The organism is Actinokineospora sp. NBRC 105648, from assembly GCF_030269645.1.
Classification (GTDB): Bacteria; Actinomycetota; Actinomycetes; order Mycobacteriales; family Pseudonocardiaceae; genus Actinokineospora.
Map to the genome: position 1 here is coordinate 274,815 of NZ_BSTR01000002.1, position 15,835 is coordinate 290,649.

Here is a 15,835-nt window from a genome sequence, read left to right on the forward strand (position 1 = left end):
CCGCACTCGCACAACCCACCTGCTCCGGCCGTCTGCTGGATCGCCGAAGACGCGCCGATCTAGACCCGCCTCCTACGCAACCGCACTCGCACGCCCTACCTGGGATCGGCTGGAGCGCCATGGTTGCAGACTCGCCTCCCACGAATCCGCACCTCACAACCCTCCTGCTGGATTGGGTGGAGTGGCTTTGTCTGGGGGGAGGGGCGATCGTAAACTTGCTGTGGTCGTGGGGCTCCCTTTCCCACCCGCTTTTCCCACGACGATCGCCCCTAGGGGCCCCGGGCAAAGCCACTCCACCCAATCCAGCACCCCACCTCAGCAAGCCCCGAGGCGCAGCCAACCCCAAAGTAAGCCCAGCCCCAGCCACCCCGAAGCAAAGCCAAAGCAACAAGCGCAGAGCGAGCACCCTGACACACCTCGTAACCAGGGAAAACGCCACACTGGACAGGTGTATCCGCAACCCGGATCCTGACTCCTACCTCGTAGCACCCCACACGAGGAGGACAGGACATGCCGGAACTCACCGCTCGCCCGACGCGGGGGCGCCAGACCGCCGCCCGCCGCGCCCTGCTGGTCGGCGCCGAGCGCTGGGAGATCCGCATGGGCATCACCGCCCCCGCCGAGTTCCGGGTCACCGGGGTCGCCCCGGGAACGGGGCCGGTGCGTGCGGGCTGACCCCTCCCCGGACCAGGTGACCGAGGCGACCCGGCCGGGCAACGCCGTCCTGGTCCGCGACCGGCTGCGCCGCGAGTTCGGCGACGAGGTCGAGGTGCTCGGCGGACCTGGTCGTCCGGTGCACCCCCGGGCCCGGCTGGCCGTCGCGGTGGGCGAGAGCCGGGACTTCGACCGGTGGGCCCGCTCGGTCAAGCTGCGCGCCCTGACCCTGGTCTTCGACGGGGGCCGGGTCCTGCTCGGCCCGCTCGCCGCGCCCGGCAGGCCGGGGTGCGCCGAATGCGCCCGAGCCCGCCGGGTGGCCGCCGCGGCGGCCGCGCCCAAGGACGCCGAGCCGGTCGTGGAACCGCCCCTGGCGGCCGTGCTCGACCAGGTGACCGCGCTCGTGCGCGCGCTGCTGCGGCAGAACTCCACCGACCTGGTCGGCCACCTCGCCGAGCTGGGGGCGGTGGAGCCGGTGTGGCACCGGGTGGTCCCGCTGCCCGCCTGCGAGGTCTGCGGCGGTGCCGAGGGCATCGGCACGGTCGGGCTGCCGCCGACCGACGACGACGAGGACGACGACCCGGCCGAGCTGCTGGAGGCGCTCGCGGGCTGGGTCGACCCGCTGACCGGTGTGATCCCGTGGATCACGCTGCGCAGGCCGCTCGACGGCGGACCGCACGTCGCCACCGCCGCGCCGCCGCACCTGCTCGACCCCGGGGGCACGCCGCGGGCGCTGCCGGTCGGGTGGGGCAAGGGCATGACCCGGCGCGCCGCGATCGTGTCCGCGGTGGGGGAAGCCGTCGAGCGGTACTCCGCGTCCGTCCCCGACCCCGACCGGCTCGTCTGGGCCCGCCCGGCCGATCTCGACGGCGAGGTGCTCGACCCGCGCGAGTTCCCGCTCTACGAGCCCGAGCAGTACGCCCAGCGGGACTTCCCGTGCGTGCCCTTCGACCGCCGGATCGACCACCCGTGGATCCGCGGCACCTGGCTGGGCGGTGACACCCCGGTCTGGGTCCCCGCGGTGTTCAGCTACCTCGCCATGACCGTCCTCCCCGAGCACCTCATCTGCCAGGGGACCTCCAACGGCCTGGCCGCGGGCCCCGACGCCGAGACCGCCGCCGTCAGCGCGACCCTGGAGCTGGTCGAGCGCGACGCGATGATGTCCGCCTGGCTCACCGGCGCCCGGGGCCGCTACGTCGAGCTCGACGACACGCTCGACCCCGAGGTCCAGGACGTGATCGACGCGCTGCGCGCGCAGCGCCCGTCGGTGGAGGTCTACCTGCTGCCCACGGCCACCTACGGCACCGTCGCGGTGGCACTGGCCCTGGGCGACGGCAAGCGCTGGCCGGGCGCCTGCGTCGGGCTCGGTGCCGACCGGTCCCCGCGCGCCGCCATCCGCACCGCGGTACTGGAGCTGGCCCAGACCGGGCCGCACCTGGCCGCCCTGCTCAGCGAGCGCGGGGTGCTCGTCCCGTCCCGGCCCAGTGGGGTGCGGGAGATGCTCGACCACGCCGCCTACTACTTCCCGGCCGACCGGGTGTCCGCCTTCGACCGGTTGCGCACCGGCGGCACCTCCCGGCTGGCCGACCTGCCCGAGCCCGCGTTCGACACCACCGTGGCCGACCTGGCCGGGCAGCTGTCGACGGCGGGCATCCGGGTGGCGATCGTGGACGTGACCAGCCCGGACGTGGCCACCGGGCCGTTCCGGGTGGTGCGCGCGGTCAGCCCCGACCTGCAGCCGATCAGCTACGGCCACGGCAACGACCGCTCGCTGGTGGCCCGGCTGCGGCACGGCCAGGCCCCGATCCGCAGGTTGGTCCACCCGATCTGGTGACCGCCGGCGTTCACCCGCAGGCCAGGCCGTCGCCACCCGGGCTGGGCATGCTGCCCGAATGCGCCGCACCCGGATCGCCGCCGCCGTCCTCGGCTCCCTCGCCCTGCTGACCCTCGCCGCCGCGCCCGCGGGCGCGCTGCCCGGGGTCACCGCCACCCACGAGACCCCGCCCAACTTCGACGACGACGAGGGCGGCAACGCCGACGCCGACGACCCGGCGATCTGGGTGAACCCCGACGACCCCGGCCGCAGCGTGGTCGTGGGCACGCTCAAGAACGGCGGCCTCGCCGTGTTCGACCTGCGGGGCAGGCAGGTCCAGCACATCGACACCCCGCCGGCGCCCACCCCGGACGCGGAGCCGGGCCGGTTCAACAACGTCGACATCGTCCAGGGCGCCCGGATCGGGGGGCGCACCCTCGACCTGGCCGTGGTCTCCGACCGGGGCCGCGACCGGATCCGGGTCTTCGCCATCGACCGGCGCGGGCACCTGACCGACGTCACCACCGCCACCCCGCCGCGGGCGTTCAGCGCCACCGAGGCTGAGGTCGACGAGCAGCGCACCGCCTACGGGCTCACCGTCGCGCCGGACCCGGCGGGCGGCGCGCCTTGGGTGGTGGCCAGCAGGCGGCACGAGACCCGGCTCGGGGTGTTCCGCCTCGCCGACGACGGCCGCGGCCGGATCACCTACCGCCGGGTGGACACCGTCGACCTGCCCGCGTCGTTCCGCGTCGACGGCGGCACCTGGTCGCCGTGCGCCGAGCCGGGGGAGCGGCCGCAGGTCGAGGGCATGGTGTTCGACCCCGCCGACGGTGTGCTCTACGCCGCCCAGGAGGACGTCGGCGTCTGGCGGGTCCCGGTGCGCTCGGGCCGCTTCGGTGAGCCCTCGCTGGTCGAGCGGGTGCGCGAGTTCGGCAGGCCCGCCGCCTACGACGAGACCACTGAGGAGTGCGCCTTCACCGGGCCGCCCTCGCCCGCCGCGGGCCGGTACCTGACGGCCGACGCCGAGGGCCTCGCCATCGCCCGCGGCGCGCACGGGGAGAAGCTGCTGCTGGCCTCCAGCCAGGGCGACAGCACCTTCGCCGCCTACCGGGTCACCCGGCACGGCCTGCGGCACACCGGCGGCTTCGCCGTCGCCGACGGCCCCGCCGCGGACGGTGTGCAGCACAGCGACGGCGCCGCGGTGACCACGACGCCGCTGGGTCGCGAGTTCCCGCACGGCCTGCTGGTCGTGCACGACGGGGAGAACACCCCGGGCGAGCGGGAGAGCACCAACTTCAAGCTGGTCCGCTGGGAGCGGGTCGCGGGCGCGATCGGCTGAACCGGGGCGGGTGCGGCCGCGTGTGGGTGGTGTCCCCACCGCACCAGGAGGTCCACATGAGCCGCACCCGCGCTCTCACCGCCACGGTCTTCGCCGCGCTCGCCCTCACCGCATGCTCGGCCCGCGACGCCGCGCCCGCGCCTGTCCCGCAGGCCGCGGTGCGGTCGGACAACGGCGTCCACCTGTCCACCAAGGAGGTCGGGACGCTGGGTTACGTGGTCACCGACATCGGGGGCTTCACGCTCTACCGGTTCGACAAGGACTCGGCCGAGCCGCCGAGATCCGAGTGCTCCGGTCCCTGCGCGACAGCCTGGCCACCCGCGTTGGCCGAGGGCGGCGACGTCTCCTCCGACGGGATGGACCGTGCCCTGATCGGCACATTCGTGCGGGCTGACGGAAGCACGCAGCTCACCTTGGCGGGCAGGCCGCTCTACCGGTTCGCCAAGGACGTCAAGCCCGGTGACGCCAAGGGGCAGGGCGTCGGCGGCACCTGGTTCGCCGTGGCCCCGGACGGCGCGAAGGCCGCGGGCGCGGAGGACGACGGCTACTGAGACGACGGCCGCAGAGATGGCTACTGGAGCGCGGGGGACGGGTCGCGCGGGCGCACCAGCGTCCCGGCGGCGACCAGCACGGCGGCGCCGCCCAGCAGGAGGGCGACCCACCAGCTCGGCTCGTACTGCCGCAGCGGGCTGAACGCGTCGTAGTCCAGGGTCTGCACGCCGCGGGCGGCCAGCGACCCCGCCGGGATCGCCGCGAGTCCGATCACCACCACCAGCGCCGCAGGGGTCGCCGCCAGCTTGCCGCCAACCACCGCCGCGGCCAGCGCGATCAGTCCGGCGCCGGCGACCAGGAGGGCCACCGAGCCCGCGGTCACCCATGGGTCGACCGACAGCGGCGCGGAGAGCCTGCCGTCGGGCAGCACCCGCAGGTCCTCCTGGGACGCGCGCAGCGCGGCACCGTCCACCGCGAGCGGCAGCAGCACCGCGGCCACCGCGCCGAGCGCGGCGAACGCCCAGGCCCGCCTGCGCAGCAGCCCGAGCGCGGCGAACCCGAGCAGACCGACCCCGAGCGCCAGCCACACCGTCGCGCCCGCGGGAGCGACGCTGCTCGGGGCCGGGCGGGCGGCGACCTGGAACCGGCTCAGGCCGACCTCGACCAGGGCGAGCCCGGCCACCACCACCGCGGCGAGCCCGACCACCTCCAGCGCCGACCACCAGGCGATCCCGGCCGCCAGGGCGAGCAGCACCACCGCCGACACCGCCGCGATCACCCCGGACTGGGTCTCCAGGGCCTGGATGGACTCGGCGTCGCGCGCCGCCCGCTGGCCCAGCGTCAGCACGCCGTGCACGTCCAGGGCGGCGCCGACCAGCACCGCGGCCAAGCCCATCCCCAGGACCACCGGCCGGGCCCGGACGAGGTCGTTGTCCCGCCAGGTCACCAGGACCGCGCTCACCGCGCCCACGACCGCGATCCCGGCGGCGGTGAACCGGACCGTGTCCCACATGGACGGTTCGATGCCGTCGAGCCGCAGCTGGGCCCCGACCAGGTAGGCCCCCGCCGCCACCCCGGCCAGCGCGGCACCGGTGGGCCGCGCGCCCGCGGCCAGCAGGCGCGCGGCCGCGCCCAGCGCGCCGAGCAGCAGCAGCGCCGCCGCGGTGTCGCCGAGCAGTGAGACGACCAGCAGCCCGGGCGGTGGGCCGGTGGCACCGTCGGCCCCGGCCAGCGGCCAGCCGTCGATCCACAGGATGGACACGGCCAGGCTCAGCGCGCCGCCCACCGCGAGCACCCACGGCCAGGCCCGGCCCGGGAAGCGCCACAGCACCACCAGGGCGGCCGCGCTCACCACCGGGGCCACCCACACCGCGTCCCAGCCGCTGTGGGCCGCCCACAGCGAGGTCGGGTGCCGGAAGAGCAGCGCCCCGGTGGTGGCCAGGGCGGCGAGGAAGGCCCAACGAGCGGTCATGGCGGACCACGCTACGGGGCCGTGCGTACGGCGCACGGCCCGGACGCCGAGTCGTGATCATTTGTTCGTCGGGCCGGTACGCGCGCCGAACCGCCCGCGCCGGGGGCATCGGCGGCGGGCGGTTCAGCGGGTTCAACGAGCGAGTGCAGCCCTGGCTACGCGCTGTGCGCGACCGGGCGCGGCTCGTCGGCCTGCCGCGGCTCGGGAACCGGGGCGGGCTCCTCGTCGGCCGACATCGTCGTCTCGTCGAACGGCGTCCGGCCCGCCAGCACCTCGGCGGCCCGGTCGTGGTCGAACTCCCTGGTCCAGGTGCCGATCAGCACGGTGGCCACCGCGTTGCCCGCGAAGTTGGTCAGCGCCCGGGCCTCGGACATGAACCGGTCGATGCCCACGATCAGCCCGACCCCGTCGACCAGGTCCGGCCGGTGCGACTGCAGGCCGCCGGCCAGGGTCGCCAGGCCCGCGCCGCTGACCCCGGCCGCGCCCTTGGCCGCGATGACCATGAACAGCAGCAGCGAGACCTGCTCGCCCATCGCCAGCGGCGAGCCGGTGGCGTTGGCGACGAACAGCGTGGCCATGGTCAGGTAGATCGCGGTGCCGTCGAGGTTGAACGAGTACCCGGTCGGCACCGTGATGCCGACGACGGGCTTGCTCACCCCGAGGTGCTCCATCTTCGCGATCAGCCGCGGCAGCGCCACCTCCGAGGACGAGGTGGACAGGATCAGCAGGAACTCGCGGCCGAGGTAGCGCAGCAGGGCGAACAGGTTCACCCGGGCCACCGCCCACAGCAGCAGACCCAGCACCACCACCACGAACAGCGCGCAGGTCGCGTAGAAGCCCAGCATGATCACCGCCAGGCTCTTGAGCGCGGTGACGCCGGTGGCGCCCACCACCGCCGCGATCGCGCCGAACGCGCCGATCGGCGCCACCCACATGATCATCGCCAGCACCCGGAAGACCAGCCGCTGCAGGTGCCCGATCCCGCGCAGCAGCGGCTCGCCGCGGCTGCCGAGCCGCTGCAGGGCGAAGCCGACGAGCAGCGCCACCAGCAGGGTCTGCAGGACCTGGCCGGAGGTGAACGCCGAGACCAGCGTGGTCGGGATGACGCCGAGCAGGAACTCGGTGCCGCCCTGGCCGCCCTTGACCTGGGCCTCGCCGTTGGCCGCCAGCGCCTCGGTCAGGTGCAGGCCGTCGCCGGGGTGCAGCAGGTTGCCGACCAGCAGGCCGATGGCCAGCGCCACCGTCGACATGGCCAGGAAGTAGACCAGCGCCAGCCCGCCGACCTTGCCCACGCTGGTGGCCTTGGCGACCGAGCCGACGCCGAGCACGATCGTGCAGAAGATGATCGGGCTGATCATCATCTTGATCAGCGCGACGAAACCGGTGCCCAGCGGGGCCAGCGCCTTTCCGGCGGCCGGGAACAGCAGGCCGACCGCGACGCCGAGCACGACGGCGGCGATGACGGCCAGGTAGAGCAGGTGGGTGCGGTCTCTGCGCCGCGCGGGCGGGGGTGTGGTCGACACGGGGGCCTCCCTGGGCTCTTGATCGGCCCCCACCCTCGCCCGCGCTGTGTCCGGGGTCACTATTGCGTTCATTGCGTTCGCGGGGTCCACACTGCTCGCCATGAAAACGCGTGCCACGCACCGGCGCGGGCAGTGGAGCCTCGCGCGCCAGCTCCTGGCCCTGCAGGCGGTGGTGGTGAGCGTGCTCGTCGTCGCGGGCGCGGCGCTGGCCTGGGCCGATGTGGCGGACCGGGCCGAGGAGGCGAGCGCGGCCCGGGTGACCACGCTGGCCAGGGCGGTGGCCGACGCGCCGTCGGTCCGCGCCGCGGTGTCCGGGCCGGACCCGAGCGCGCTGCTGCAGCCCTACGCCCAGGCGCTGCTGGCCGACACCGGTGTCGACTTCGTGACGATCATGGACACCGACGGCGTCCGCTACACCCACCCCGACCCGGCGAACATCGGCGGCCGGTTCCTGGGCAACACCGCCGAGGCGCTCGCGGGCCGCGCGTTCACCGAGACCTACACCGGCACGCTCGGGCCGTCGGTGCGCGCGGTCGTCCCGGTCCTCGGTCCCGGCGGTGAGGTGGTCGCGCTGGTCAGCGCCGGGATCACGCTGTCGGCGATCAGCGCCCAGGTGGCCGACCGGGTGTTCGGGCTGATCGGGATCGCCGCGCTGGGCCTGCTGGTCGGCGGCCTGGGCGCCTACCTGGTGAGCAGGCGGCTGCGCAGGCAGACCGGTGGCCTCGCCCCGGCCGAGCTGGGCCTGGTGATCGAGTACCACGAGGCGATCCTGCACGCGGTGCGCGAGGGCCTGGTGCTGGTCGGGCAGGACCAGCGGGTGACGCTGTGCAACGACGGCGTGCGGGACCTGCTGGACCTGCCACCCGACGCCGAGGGCAGGCACGTCGGCGACCTCGGTCTGCCCGCCGACCTGGCGACCAGGCTCCTCGACGGGACCGAGATGCGCGACGAGCTGCACCTGACCGACACCCGGGTGCTGGTGGTCAACTCCTCGGCGGTCCGGTTCGCCGGGCGCGCGCTCGGCACCGTCGTGACCCTGCGCGACCGCACCGACCTGCAGGCGCTGACCGGCGAGCTGGACACCGTGCGCGGGTTCGCCGAGTCGCTGCGCTCGCAGGCCCACGAGGCGGCGAACCGGCTGCACACCGTGGTCTCACTGGTCGAGCTGGGCCGCCCGGCCGAGGCGGTCACCTTCGCCACCGGGGAGCTGGCGATCGCCCAGCGGCTCACCGACCAGGTGGTCGGCGCGGTGTCCGAGCCCGTGCTCGCGGCGTTGCTGCTGGGCAAGGCCGCCGACGCCAGTGAGCGGGGGGTGGAGCTGGTGATCGACCCGGGGACCGACATCCCGGAGGGTGCGGTGCCCGCGCGGGATCTGGTGACCATCCTGGGCAACCTGGTGGACAACGCGGTGGACGCCGCCGTCGCCCGCGCCGCGGTGCGCAAGCCGTGGGTGCGCGTGTCCGGGACGCACGGCGCGGACGGTCTCGTGCTGCGGGTGGCCGACAGCGGTGCCGGGGTGTCCGATGTGGACAAGGTGTTCGAACGCGGCTGGTCCACCAAGGCCGACGGCCGGGGCCTGGGTCTGGCCCTGGTCGCCCAGGCGGTCCGGCGCGCGGGCGGCACGGTCGAGGTGGGCCGGGCCGATGGCGGCGACGACCGAGACGGCCACGCTCAGGACGGCAACGCTCAGGACGGCAGGCCCGCCGCCGAGGAGGACAGCGGTGGCGCGGTGTTCACGGTGCGGCTGCCGTGATCGACGTCCTGGTGGTGGAGGACAACCCGGTGGCCGCCGACGCGCACCGGCTCTACGTCGAGCGGGTGCCCGGCTTCCGGGTCGCGGGGGTGGCGCACTCCGGGCGCGACGCGCTGCGGTTCCTGGACACCGTCGCGGTCGACCTGGTGCTGCTCGACCTGTACCTGCCCGACACCCACGGCCTCGCGGTCGTGCGCGCGCTGCGGGCGGGCGGCCACACCGCGGACGTGATCGCGGTGACCTCGGCGCGCGACCTGGCGGTGGTGCGGGCGGCGGTGTCGGCCGGGGTGGTGCAGTACCTGCTCAAGCCGTTCACCTTCGCCGGGTTGCGCGACAAGCTGGAGGGCTACGCCCGGTTCCGGGCGCGCATCAGCGGGCCGGGCGAGGCGGGGCAGTCCGATGTGGACCAGGCGTTCGGCGCGCTGCGCACCGGCGAGGCGCCGCTGCCCAAGGGGATGAGCGCGGAGACGCTCGGGGCCGTGGTGGCCGCGCTGCGCGCGACACCGGCCGGCCTGTCCGCGGCGGCCACCGCCGAGGCGGTCGGGGTGTCGCGGGTGACGGCCCGCCGGTACCTGGAGCACCTGGCGGACAACGGGTTGGCCGCCCGCCACCCGCGGTACGGGGCGGTCGGGCGGCCGGAGGTCTGGTACCGCTGGGCTTGAGCGACCGGCGCGGTGGGGCTGAGCCCACCGTCCCCGGTGCGCGGGTCTCAGTACACCGGGCCGGTGTACTTCTCGCCCGGGCCCTGGCCGGGCTCGTCGGGGAAGGCCGAGGCCTCGCGGAAGGCGCGCTGCAGTGACTGCAGCCCGTCGCGCAGCGGGGCCGCGTGCGGGCCGAGGTACTCCAGCGAGGCGGTCAGCAGGCCGGCCAGCGCGGTGATCAGCCTGCGGGCCTCGTCCAGGTCGCGGTGCGGGCTGGTGTCCGGGTCGGGGTCGGCCAGGCCCAGCCGCTCGGCGGCGGCGGACATCAGCATGACCGCGGCCCGGCTGACGACCTCCACACTGGGAATGTCCGCGAGCTCGCGCGGGTCGTCCGTACCGGTGGCGGCACCAGGGGTGGCGGAAGCGTCGTTCACGGTCTGCTAGCCTTGCACGTGCGACCAGCCCCCGTTAGCCCGGGGGCGGCAAAGTGGAGCCCCCGCTCCCACCCGAGTCACCGCGAGGCGGCCGGGTCCGGTTGCCGAAGATCCCACGGGCGCGAGCCCGGGTGGTTCTCGGTGTGCTCGACGCCGCGCGCGTCGGGTTGATCGGTCGGAAAGCGGGCCCTGTCCAGTCGACGGGGCCTGTGGTGTTTTTTGGGGACCTCACGTGCCGCGCACGTCGTACGCCACCAGCGTGCGACGCGTTCGCCCACCCGGGCGGGCGGGGATCGCAAACACGGACCAAGGAGGCCCCATCAGCACGGAGACACGCATCAACGACCGCATCCGCGTGCCGGAGGTCCGACTCGTCGGACCCAACGGCGAGCAGGTCGGGATCGTCCGCATCGAGGACGCCCTCCGCCTGGCGCAGGAAGCGGATCTTGATCTCGTCGAGGTCGCCCCGCAGGCGCGCCCGCCGGTGTGCAAGCTCATGGACTTCGGCAAGTTCAAGTACGAGAGCGCGCAGAAGGCCCGCGAGTCCCGGCGGAACCAGGTGCTCACCGTCATCAAGGAGCAGAAGCTCCGGCCGAAGATCGACTCCCACGACTACGAGACCAAGAAGCGCAACGTCGTGCGCTTCCTCGAGCACGGGAACAAGGTCAAGGTCACCATCATGTTCCGCGGTCGCGAGCAGTCCCGCCCCGAGCTGGGGTTCCGGCTGCTGCAGCGGCTCGCCGAGGACGTGGAGGAGCTGGGCTTCGTCGAGTCGTCGGCCAAGCAGGACGGCCGCAACATGATCATGGTGCTGGCGCCGCACAAGAACCTGAAGCCGAAGCCGAAGGCGACCTCGGCGGACGCGGACTCCGAAGAGCCGAGCGAGAGCTCCACCGAGGAGTGACCGGACCGGGGTCTCCCCGGTCGAGACAACACCCCGAAGGCCGCCCGTGCGCGCGCACGCGCCCGGGCGGCACGAGACGAGGATCGAGCACAATGCCGAAGATGAAGACGCACTCCGGTACGTCCAAGCGCATCCGCGTGACCGGCAAGGGCAAGCTGCGCCGTCAGCAGGCGGGCCTCCGCCACAAGCTGGAGAAGAAGTCGAGCACGCTCACCCGCAGGCTGTCCGGCACCGAAGAGGTCGCCAAGGTCGACGTGCGCAGGCTCAACCGGCTGCTCGGCCGTTGAGGCCCACCCCCACCCCATGACCACTCGGGCGCGCTGACCCGCGCCCCCAAGATCGACAGGACGGATCCGTGGCACGCGTCAAGCGGGCGGTCAACGCCCAAAAGAAGCGCCGCACGACTCTCGAGCTCGCCAGCGGTTACCGCGGCCAGCGCTCGCGGCTCTACCGCAAGGCCAAGGAGCAGGTGCTCCACTCGCTCAACTACGCCTACCGGGACCGCCGGGCCCGCAAGGGCGACTTCCGCAAGCTGTGGATCCAGCGGATCAACGCCGCGGCCCGCCAGAACGGGATGAGCTACAACCGCTTCATCGAGGGCCTGCGCGTCGGCGGTGTCGAGGTGGACCGCAAGATCCTCGCCGAGCTGGCCGTGAGCGACCCGACCGCGTTCACCGCGCTGGTCGAGATCGCCCGGGTCAACGCGGGCGTCCAGGGCAAGGCCGAGGCCGCTTCCTGAGCACGGTTTCCCGGCGACCCGGGGCGGAGGCGTTCACCGAGCGCACGCCCCGGGTCGCCGCCGCTCGGGCCCTGACCCGGCGCGCGGGTCGGGACCGGGCCGGGCGCTTCCTCGCCGAGGGCGCCCAGGCCGTCCGCGAGGCGCTGGCGCACGGCGTGGTGCACGAGCTGTTCGTCACCGCCACCGCCGCCACCCGCAACCTCGACCTGGTGACCGCGGCCGACCGCGCCGGCGTGCCGATCTCCGAGGCCACCGACAAGGCGCTGGACGGGCTCTCCGAGACGGTGACCCCGCAGGGCCTGGTCGCCGTGTGCGACCTGCTCGACCGCCCGCTCGAGGACGCGCTGGCAGGCACGCCGCGGCTGGTCGCGGTGCTCGCCGGGGTGTCCGACCCCGGCAACGCGGGCACCGTCACCCGGGTCGCCGACGCCGCCGGTGCCGCCGCGGTGCTCTTCGCGGGCGACACCGTCGACCCGCACAACGGCAAGTGCGTGCGCGCCTCCACCGGCAGTGTCTTCCACCTGCCGCTGGCCCGCTCCCGCGACACCGCCGCCGTCTTCGCCGCCTGCCGGGCCGCGGGCCTGCGGCTGGTCGCCGCCGACGGCCACGCCAGCGCCGACCTCGACGACGTCATCGACTCCGGCGCCCTCGCCGCCCCCACCGCGTGGGTGTTCGGCAGCGAGGCGCACGGCTTGGCGGCCGACCTGCTGTCCGAAGTGGACGACGTGGTCAAGGTGCCGCTGCACGGCGCCGCCGAGAGCCTGAACCTGGCCACCGCCGCGGCGGTCTGCCTCTACGCCAGCGCCCGCGCCCACCGCCGCTGATCCCGACCGTCCGCACCGGACGGAGGCGGACTCGATCCGCGCGCCACCACTGGTCCACACCCGCTCCGACACCGATCGCCTGCATGGGCTGGCCGGACGCCGTAGAACGGTTCTGCCACGTAGACGGCACCCAGGTGGAGCCAGCCGAGGCCGCCGTACTCGAGTCCGCTGGGTTCACCCGATCGAGCCGGCGCACCATCCGAAGTGGACAGTGTCGTGGTCCCCGGTCGAGCCGCCCAACCGCTACCGCACCAGCTTTCCGGCGGCGGCCGGTTCCTGCCCAGGAGTCGCCGCCCGGTGATCATCGTCGACGAGCCGACCACCGGGCAGGACGCGCTCACCCAGGTGGGTGTGTGCTCCACGGGTTGCGCGTGGCCCAGCCCCTGCTGGTGATCACCCACGACCGCGCCGTGGTCGCGCCCGGCCCGCCATGCCGCACAGGGGCCGCTGGGCTCAGGTGTCGAGGCGTTCGGTCAGGCCGCGCACCACGAGGTCGGTCTCCACCGGCTTCCCCTGCTCCTCCAACGCCCGCGCCAGCGCGCCGAGCACCGCGCCGACCGTGGCCTCGTCCGACTCCCCGTCCAACAGGGCCGCCGCCCGGCGTGCCTCGGACTCGGCGGCGGCCGGGGCGCCCAGGTCCAGTTGCAGCCGGGCTGCCCGGCAGGCCAGGAAGGCGTGCCACTCGGTGTTGCCCAGCCGCACGGCGAACTCCTCGGCGCGCGAGTTCGCCGCCAGCGCGTCGGTGTAGTGGGCGTGGTGGGCCAGCAGGGCGGCCCGGAAGCCGACCACGTCGGCGAGCTGGTCCAGGGTGCCCTCCTCGGTCTCGTCGGCCACCAGGGTCGCCGCCTCGTCCAAGATGGACAGTCCGGCGCCGAGGTCGGCCAGGCCGCGGGCGTGCGCCAGCTTCACCAGCGACTCGCTCGCGGCCACCGGGGCGTCGGCCACCAGCCACTGCCGGGCCGACTCGCGGAACGCCGCGGCCGCCTCGTCCAGCGAACCCAGTTGCAGGTAGGCGTTGCCGAGCTGGTGGCGCACGTGCGCGGCCATGCCCGGGTCGTCCTCGCCCGCCAGCGCGGTCACCGCGACCAGGTGATCGGCGACCGCCTGGTGCTCGCCCAGGTTCCGGCACGCGAGCGCCAACCGGTAGCGGATCTCGCAGAGCGGCCCGTCGAACCGCGGCGGCATGAGCCGCAGCGCCTCCTCCAGCGTCTCGGCGGCCTCCAGGTCGCGGCCGGTGGTGAGGTAGGCCGCCGAGAGGTGCAGGCAGGCCCGCGCCACCCCGGCGGGCGCCAGGTGCCTGCGCGCCGCGGCGACCGCCTCGAGCAGGGTGTCGAGGTGCTCGCCCGGGATCCCGGCCTGGTCGACCAGCATGGCCAACTCGAGCAGCGCGTCGGCCACCCAGGGACCGGTCACCTCGCGCACCAGCGCGACGTGCTCTTGGCGCGCCCGCACCGCGTCCGCGGTGCGACCCAGTGCCACCAGCAGGTCGGCCCGGTGGTCGGACAGCCGGTACCGCGTCGACTCCGGCCACGGTTGGCCCAGCAGCCGCTCGACGACCACCAGCGCCTCGGCGGTCTCCCCGCGCTCGGCCAGCGCCTCGGCCCGGGAGTTGAGCACCGCGCCGAGGCGCTCCGGGGCGTTCTCGGTGGCGATCCGCTCGGCGGCGTCCAGTTCGGCCGTCGCGGCCGCCGGGTCGTCGGGGTGCAGCCCGGCGGCGGTCAGGTGCGCGTGCAGCACGCTGACCGGGTCGCCGTGCTCGGTGCCCAGCGCCATCGCCGCCGCCACCCGCGCGCGCGCCTGGTCGTGCTCGCCGAGGACCAGCAGCACGTCGGCCAGCGTGGAGTGCGCCCGCGCCGCCGCGGTGTGCTCGCCCGCGGCCAGCAGCCGGTCGAGCACCGCGGTGAGCTCGTCGGCGACCGCGCGCGCCGAGTCGTACCTGGCCAGCCGGGTCCGGTGCGCGGCGACCCGGGCGGCGAGCCCCTCGGGCAGCAGCACGTCGAGGTCGGCGGGCAGTCTGCTCAGCAGCGCCGAGCCGGTGAACATCGCGCCGCCGTCGAAGGCCGCGCACGCCCGCTCGGCGATCACCACCGGGTCGGCGGGCGCGTCGTCCGGGCCCGCCCCGTCCGCCGGGGTGGGCTGCTCGGGCACCGCGACCAGGACCGTGGCCACGTCCGGGGTGGTCAGCGTCTTGGCCACCCGCACGCTGACCGCGTCCGTCCCGTTCCGGCGGTCGAACTCGGCCGCGGTCTCGCGCGCCACCGAAGCGCAGTGCGCGCGCAGCGCCTCGCCGTCGTACTCCCGCTCGCCCACCGCGAACACCCGCTCGGCCCGGTCGTCCACCCGGCTCAGCAGCAGCGCGGCCGCGGCGGCGAAGTCCTGCAGCACCTTGGGGCTCGGCGGGTCGACCAGCACGTCGAGGTTGTCGCCCAGGATCTCCAAGCCGCGGCAGGCGTTGCCGGTGATCGCGCAGAACCGCAGGTGCGCGTGCAGCGCGGAGCGGCCCTGCGGGGTCCCGCGCACCACCCGGTAGGACAGCAGGTGCGCCCGGGCCGCGTCGTCGAGCCGGTCGGTGGCCAGGTAGGCCTCGATCAGCGAGGCCAGCACGCCGTGCGGCTGCTCGGCGCAGTCGGACGGCTCGTCGAGCACCTGCCGGGCGACCACGATGGCGTCCTCGTAGCGCTCCCGGGAGACGAAGTAGCCCACCTGGCTGTCCACCACGCACGCGGCGCAGTCGCTCATCTCGTCCGGCTCGGCGGCCCGCCACGCGGCGAAGTGCGCGTCGGCGGCGGCCGTGTCGCCGATGTGGTGGGCCAGCGCGCGCCGCTTGTCGTGCACCGGGTGCGGGGAATAGCCGTGCAGCCGGTAGCGCTGCTCGAGCTGGTCGACCAGCGCGGTGATCTGCGCCAGGGAGAACCGCGGGTCGCCGAGCAGCCCGGTCGGCAGCCACTTGTGCATCCAGGTGAACTGGTGCACCGCCCACTCGTCGAAGGCCTCCGGGTGGCGCCCCTCGGTGGCGCGCAGCCAGGCGAACGGGGTCAGCATCAGGTCGTAGCGGCGGATCTCTCGGTAGGCGTTGACCAGCAGCAGCCGCGCCGCCACGCCCAGCTCGGTGGCGCCCGCGGCGTCGGCGCCGCGGGCCGCCCGCTCCAGCGACTCGCACTTGCCCAGCCCGGGCGGCAGGTCGTCGGCCTCGTGCAACAGGTGCGCGAGCCGGTCGCGCGGGTCGTCCTCGTCTGCCACGGGGGCCT

At 74.8% G+C, this 15,835-nt stretch carries 15 protein-coding genes; 11 read left to right on the forward strand and 4 right to left on the reverse strand.

All coding sequences use genetic code 11. The annotated features are described in order from the left end of the window. The first annotated feature begins 510 nt into the window (after positions 1-510). From QSK30_RS02495 to QSK30_RS02510, 4 genes are read left to right on the forward strand one after another with little or no spacing between them, the layout of a single operon-like run. Positions 511-675: a hypothetical protein gene (locus QSK30_RS02495; protein WP_285499149.1), complete on the forward strand. Its 165-nt coding sequence runs from the start codon at positions 511-513 to the stop codon at positions 673-675. Further along, positions 665-2,488 (forward strand): TOMM precursor leader peptide-binding protein, encoded by a 1,824-nt coding sequence (locus tag QSK30_RS02500; protein WP_285499150.1) that lies wholly within the window; start codon positions 665-667, stop codon positions 2,486-2,488. The genes QSK30_RS02495 and QSK30_RS02500 overlap by 11 nt, the downstream gene beginning before the upstream one ends. Before the next feature lie 58 nt (positions 2,489-2,546). After that, positions 2,547-3,806 (forward strand): phytase, encoded by a 1,260-nt coding sequence (locus tag QSK30_RS02505; RefSeq protein ID WP_285499151.1) that lies wholly within the window; start codon positions 2,547-2,549, stop codon positions 3,804-3,806. Between the two features lie 56 nt (positions 3,807-3,862). Next, positions 3,863-4,357: a hypothetical protein gene (locus QSK30_RS02510; RefSeq protein ID WP_285499152.1), complete on the forward strand. Its 495-nt coding sequence runs from the start codon at positions 3,863-3,865 to the stop codon at positions 4,355-4,357. A gap of 20 nt (positions 4,358-4,377) precedes the next feature. On the opposite strand, the gene QSK30_RS02515 is transcribed toward QSK30_RS02510, so the two are convergent. Both QSK30_RS02515 and QSK30_RS02520 read right to left on the reverse strand, forming a co-directional pair. Beyond that, the gene (locus QSK30_RS02515) at positions 4,378-5,769 is read right to left on the reverse strand and encodes a hypothetical protein (protein WP_285499154.1); all 1,392 of its coding nucleotides are present in this window, start codon (positions 5,767-5,769) and stop codon (positions 4,378-4,380) included. Between the two features lie 155 nt (positions 5,770-5,924). Then, positions 5,925-7,292 carry a cation:dicarboxylate symporter family transporter gene (locus tag QSK30_RS02520; RefSeq protein ID WP_285499155.1) on the reverse strand — a complete coding sequence of 456 codons (1,368 nt, stop codon included), beginning with the start codon at positions 7,290-7,292 and terminating at the stop codon, positions 5,925-5,927. A gap of 100 nt (positions 7,293-7,392) precedes the next feature. Between QSK30_RS02520 and QSK30_RS02525 the strand changes: the two genes are divergently transcribed. Both QSK30_RS02525 and QSK30_RS02530 read left to right on the forward strand, forming a co-directional pair. Next, on the forward strand, positions 7,393-9,045 hold the full coding sequence (locus tag QSK30_RS02525) for a sensor histidine kinase (protein WP_285499156.1): 1,653 nt from the start codon (positions 7,393-7,395) through the stop codon (positions 9,043-9,045). Further along, positions 9,042-9,707: a response regulator gene (locus QSK30_RS02530; RefSeq protein WP_285499158.1), complete on the forward strand. Its 666-nt coding sequence runs from the start codon at positions 9,042-9,044 to the stop codon at positions 9,705-9,707. Before QSK30_RS02525 ends, QSK30_RS02530 begins: the two co-directional genes overlap by 4 nt. 47 nt (positions 9,708-9,754) lie before the next feature. On the opposite strand, the gene QSK30_RS02535 is transcribed toward QSK30_RS02530, so the two are convergent. Then, positions 9,755-10,120 (reverse strand): DUF1844 domain-containing protein, encoded by a 366-nt coding sequence (locus QSK30_RS02535; protein WP_285499159.1) that lies wholly within the window; start codon positions 10,118-10,120, stop codon positions 9,755-9,757. A 292-nt stretch (positions 10,121-10,412) separates the two neighbouring features. Between QSK30_RS02535 and infC the strand changes: the two genes are divergently transcribed. From infC to QSK30_RS02560, 5 genes are all read left to right on the forward strand, one after another. Further along, positions 10,413-11,024, forward strand: a complete 612-nt coding sequence (gene infC, locus QSK30_RS02540; RefSeq protein ID WP_285499364.1) for a translation initiation factor IF-3 — start codon at positions 10,413-10,415, stop codon at positions 11,022-11,024. Between the two features lie 92 nt (positions 11,025-11,116). Continuing rightward, positions 11,117-11,311, forward strand: coding sequence for a 50S ribosomal protein L35 (rpmI, locus tag QSK30_RS02545; protein ID WP_285499160.1), 195 nt, complete (start codon positions 11,117-11,119; stop codon positions 11,309-11,311). A gap of 68 nt (positions 11,312-11,379) precedes the next feature. Further along, the gene (gene rplT / locus QSK30_RS02550) at positions 11,380-11,763 is read left to right on the forward strand and encodes a 50S ribosomal protein L20 (protein WP_285499161.1); all 384 of its coding nucleotides are present in this window, start codon (positions 11,380-11,382) and stop codon (positions 11,761-11,763) included. After that, a complete protein-coding gene (locus QSK30_RS02555) occupies positions 11,760-12,587 on the forward strand; it encodes a TrmH family RNA methyltransferase (protein WP_285499365.1) in 828 nt (275 codons plus the stop codon). The genes rplT and QSK30_RS02555 overlap by 4 nt, the downstream gene beginning before the upstream one ends. Before the next feature lie 204 nt (positions 12,588-12,791). Continuing rightward, positions 12,792-12,980, forward strand: a complete 189-nt coding sequence (locus tag QSK30_RS02560) for a hypothetical protein (protein WP_285499162.1) — start codon at positions 12,792-12,794, stop codon at positions 12,978-12,980. Between the two features lie 60 nt (positions 12,981-13,040). Here the strand turns inward: QSK30_RS02560 and QSK30_RS02565 are convergent, their stop codons facing one another. Next, on the reverse strand, positions 13,041-15,827 hold the full coding sequence (locus QSK30_RS02565; protein WP_285499164.1) for a tetratricopeptide repeat protein: 2,787 nt from the start codon (positions 15,825-15,827) through the stop codon (positions 13,041-13,043). Positions 15,828-15,835: the final 8 nt, after the last annotated feature.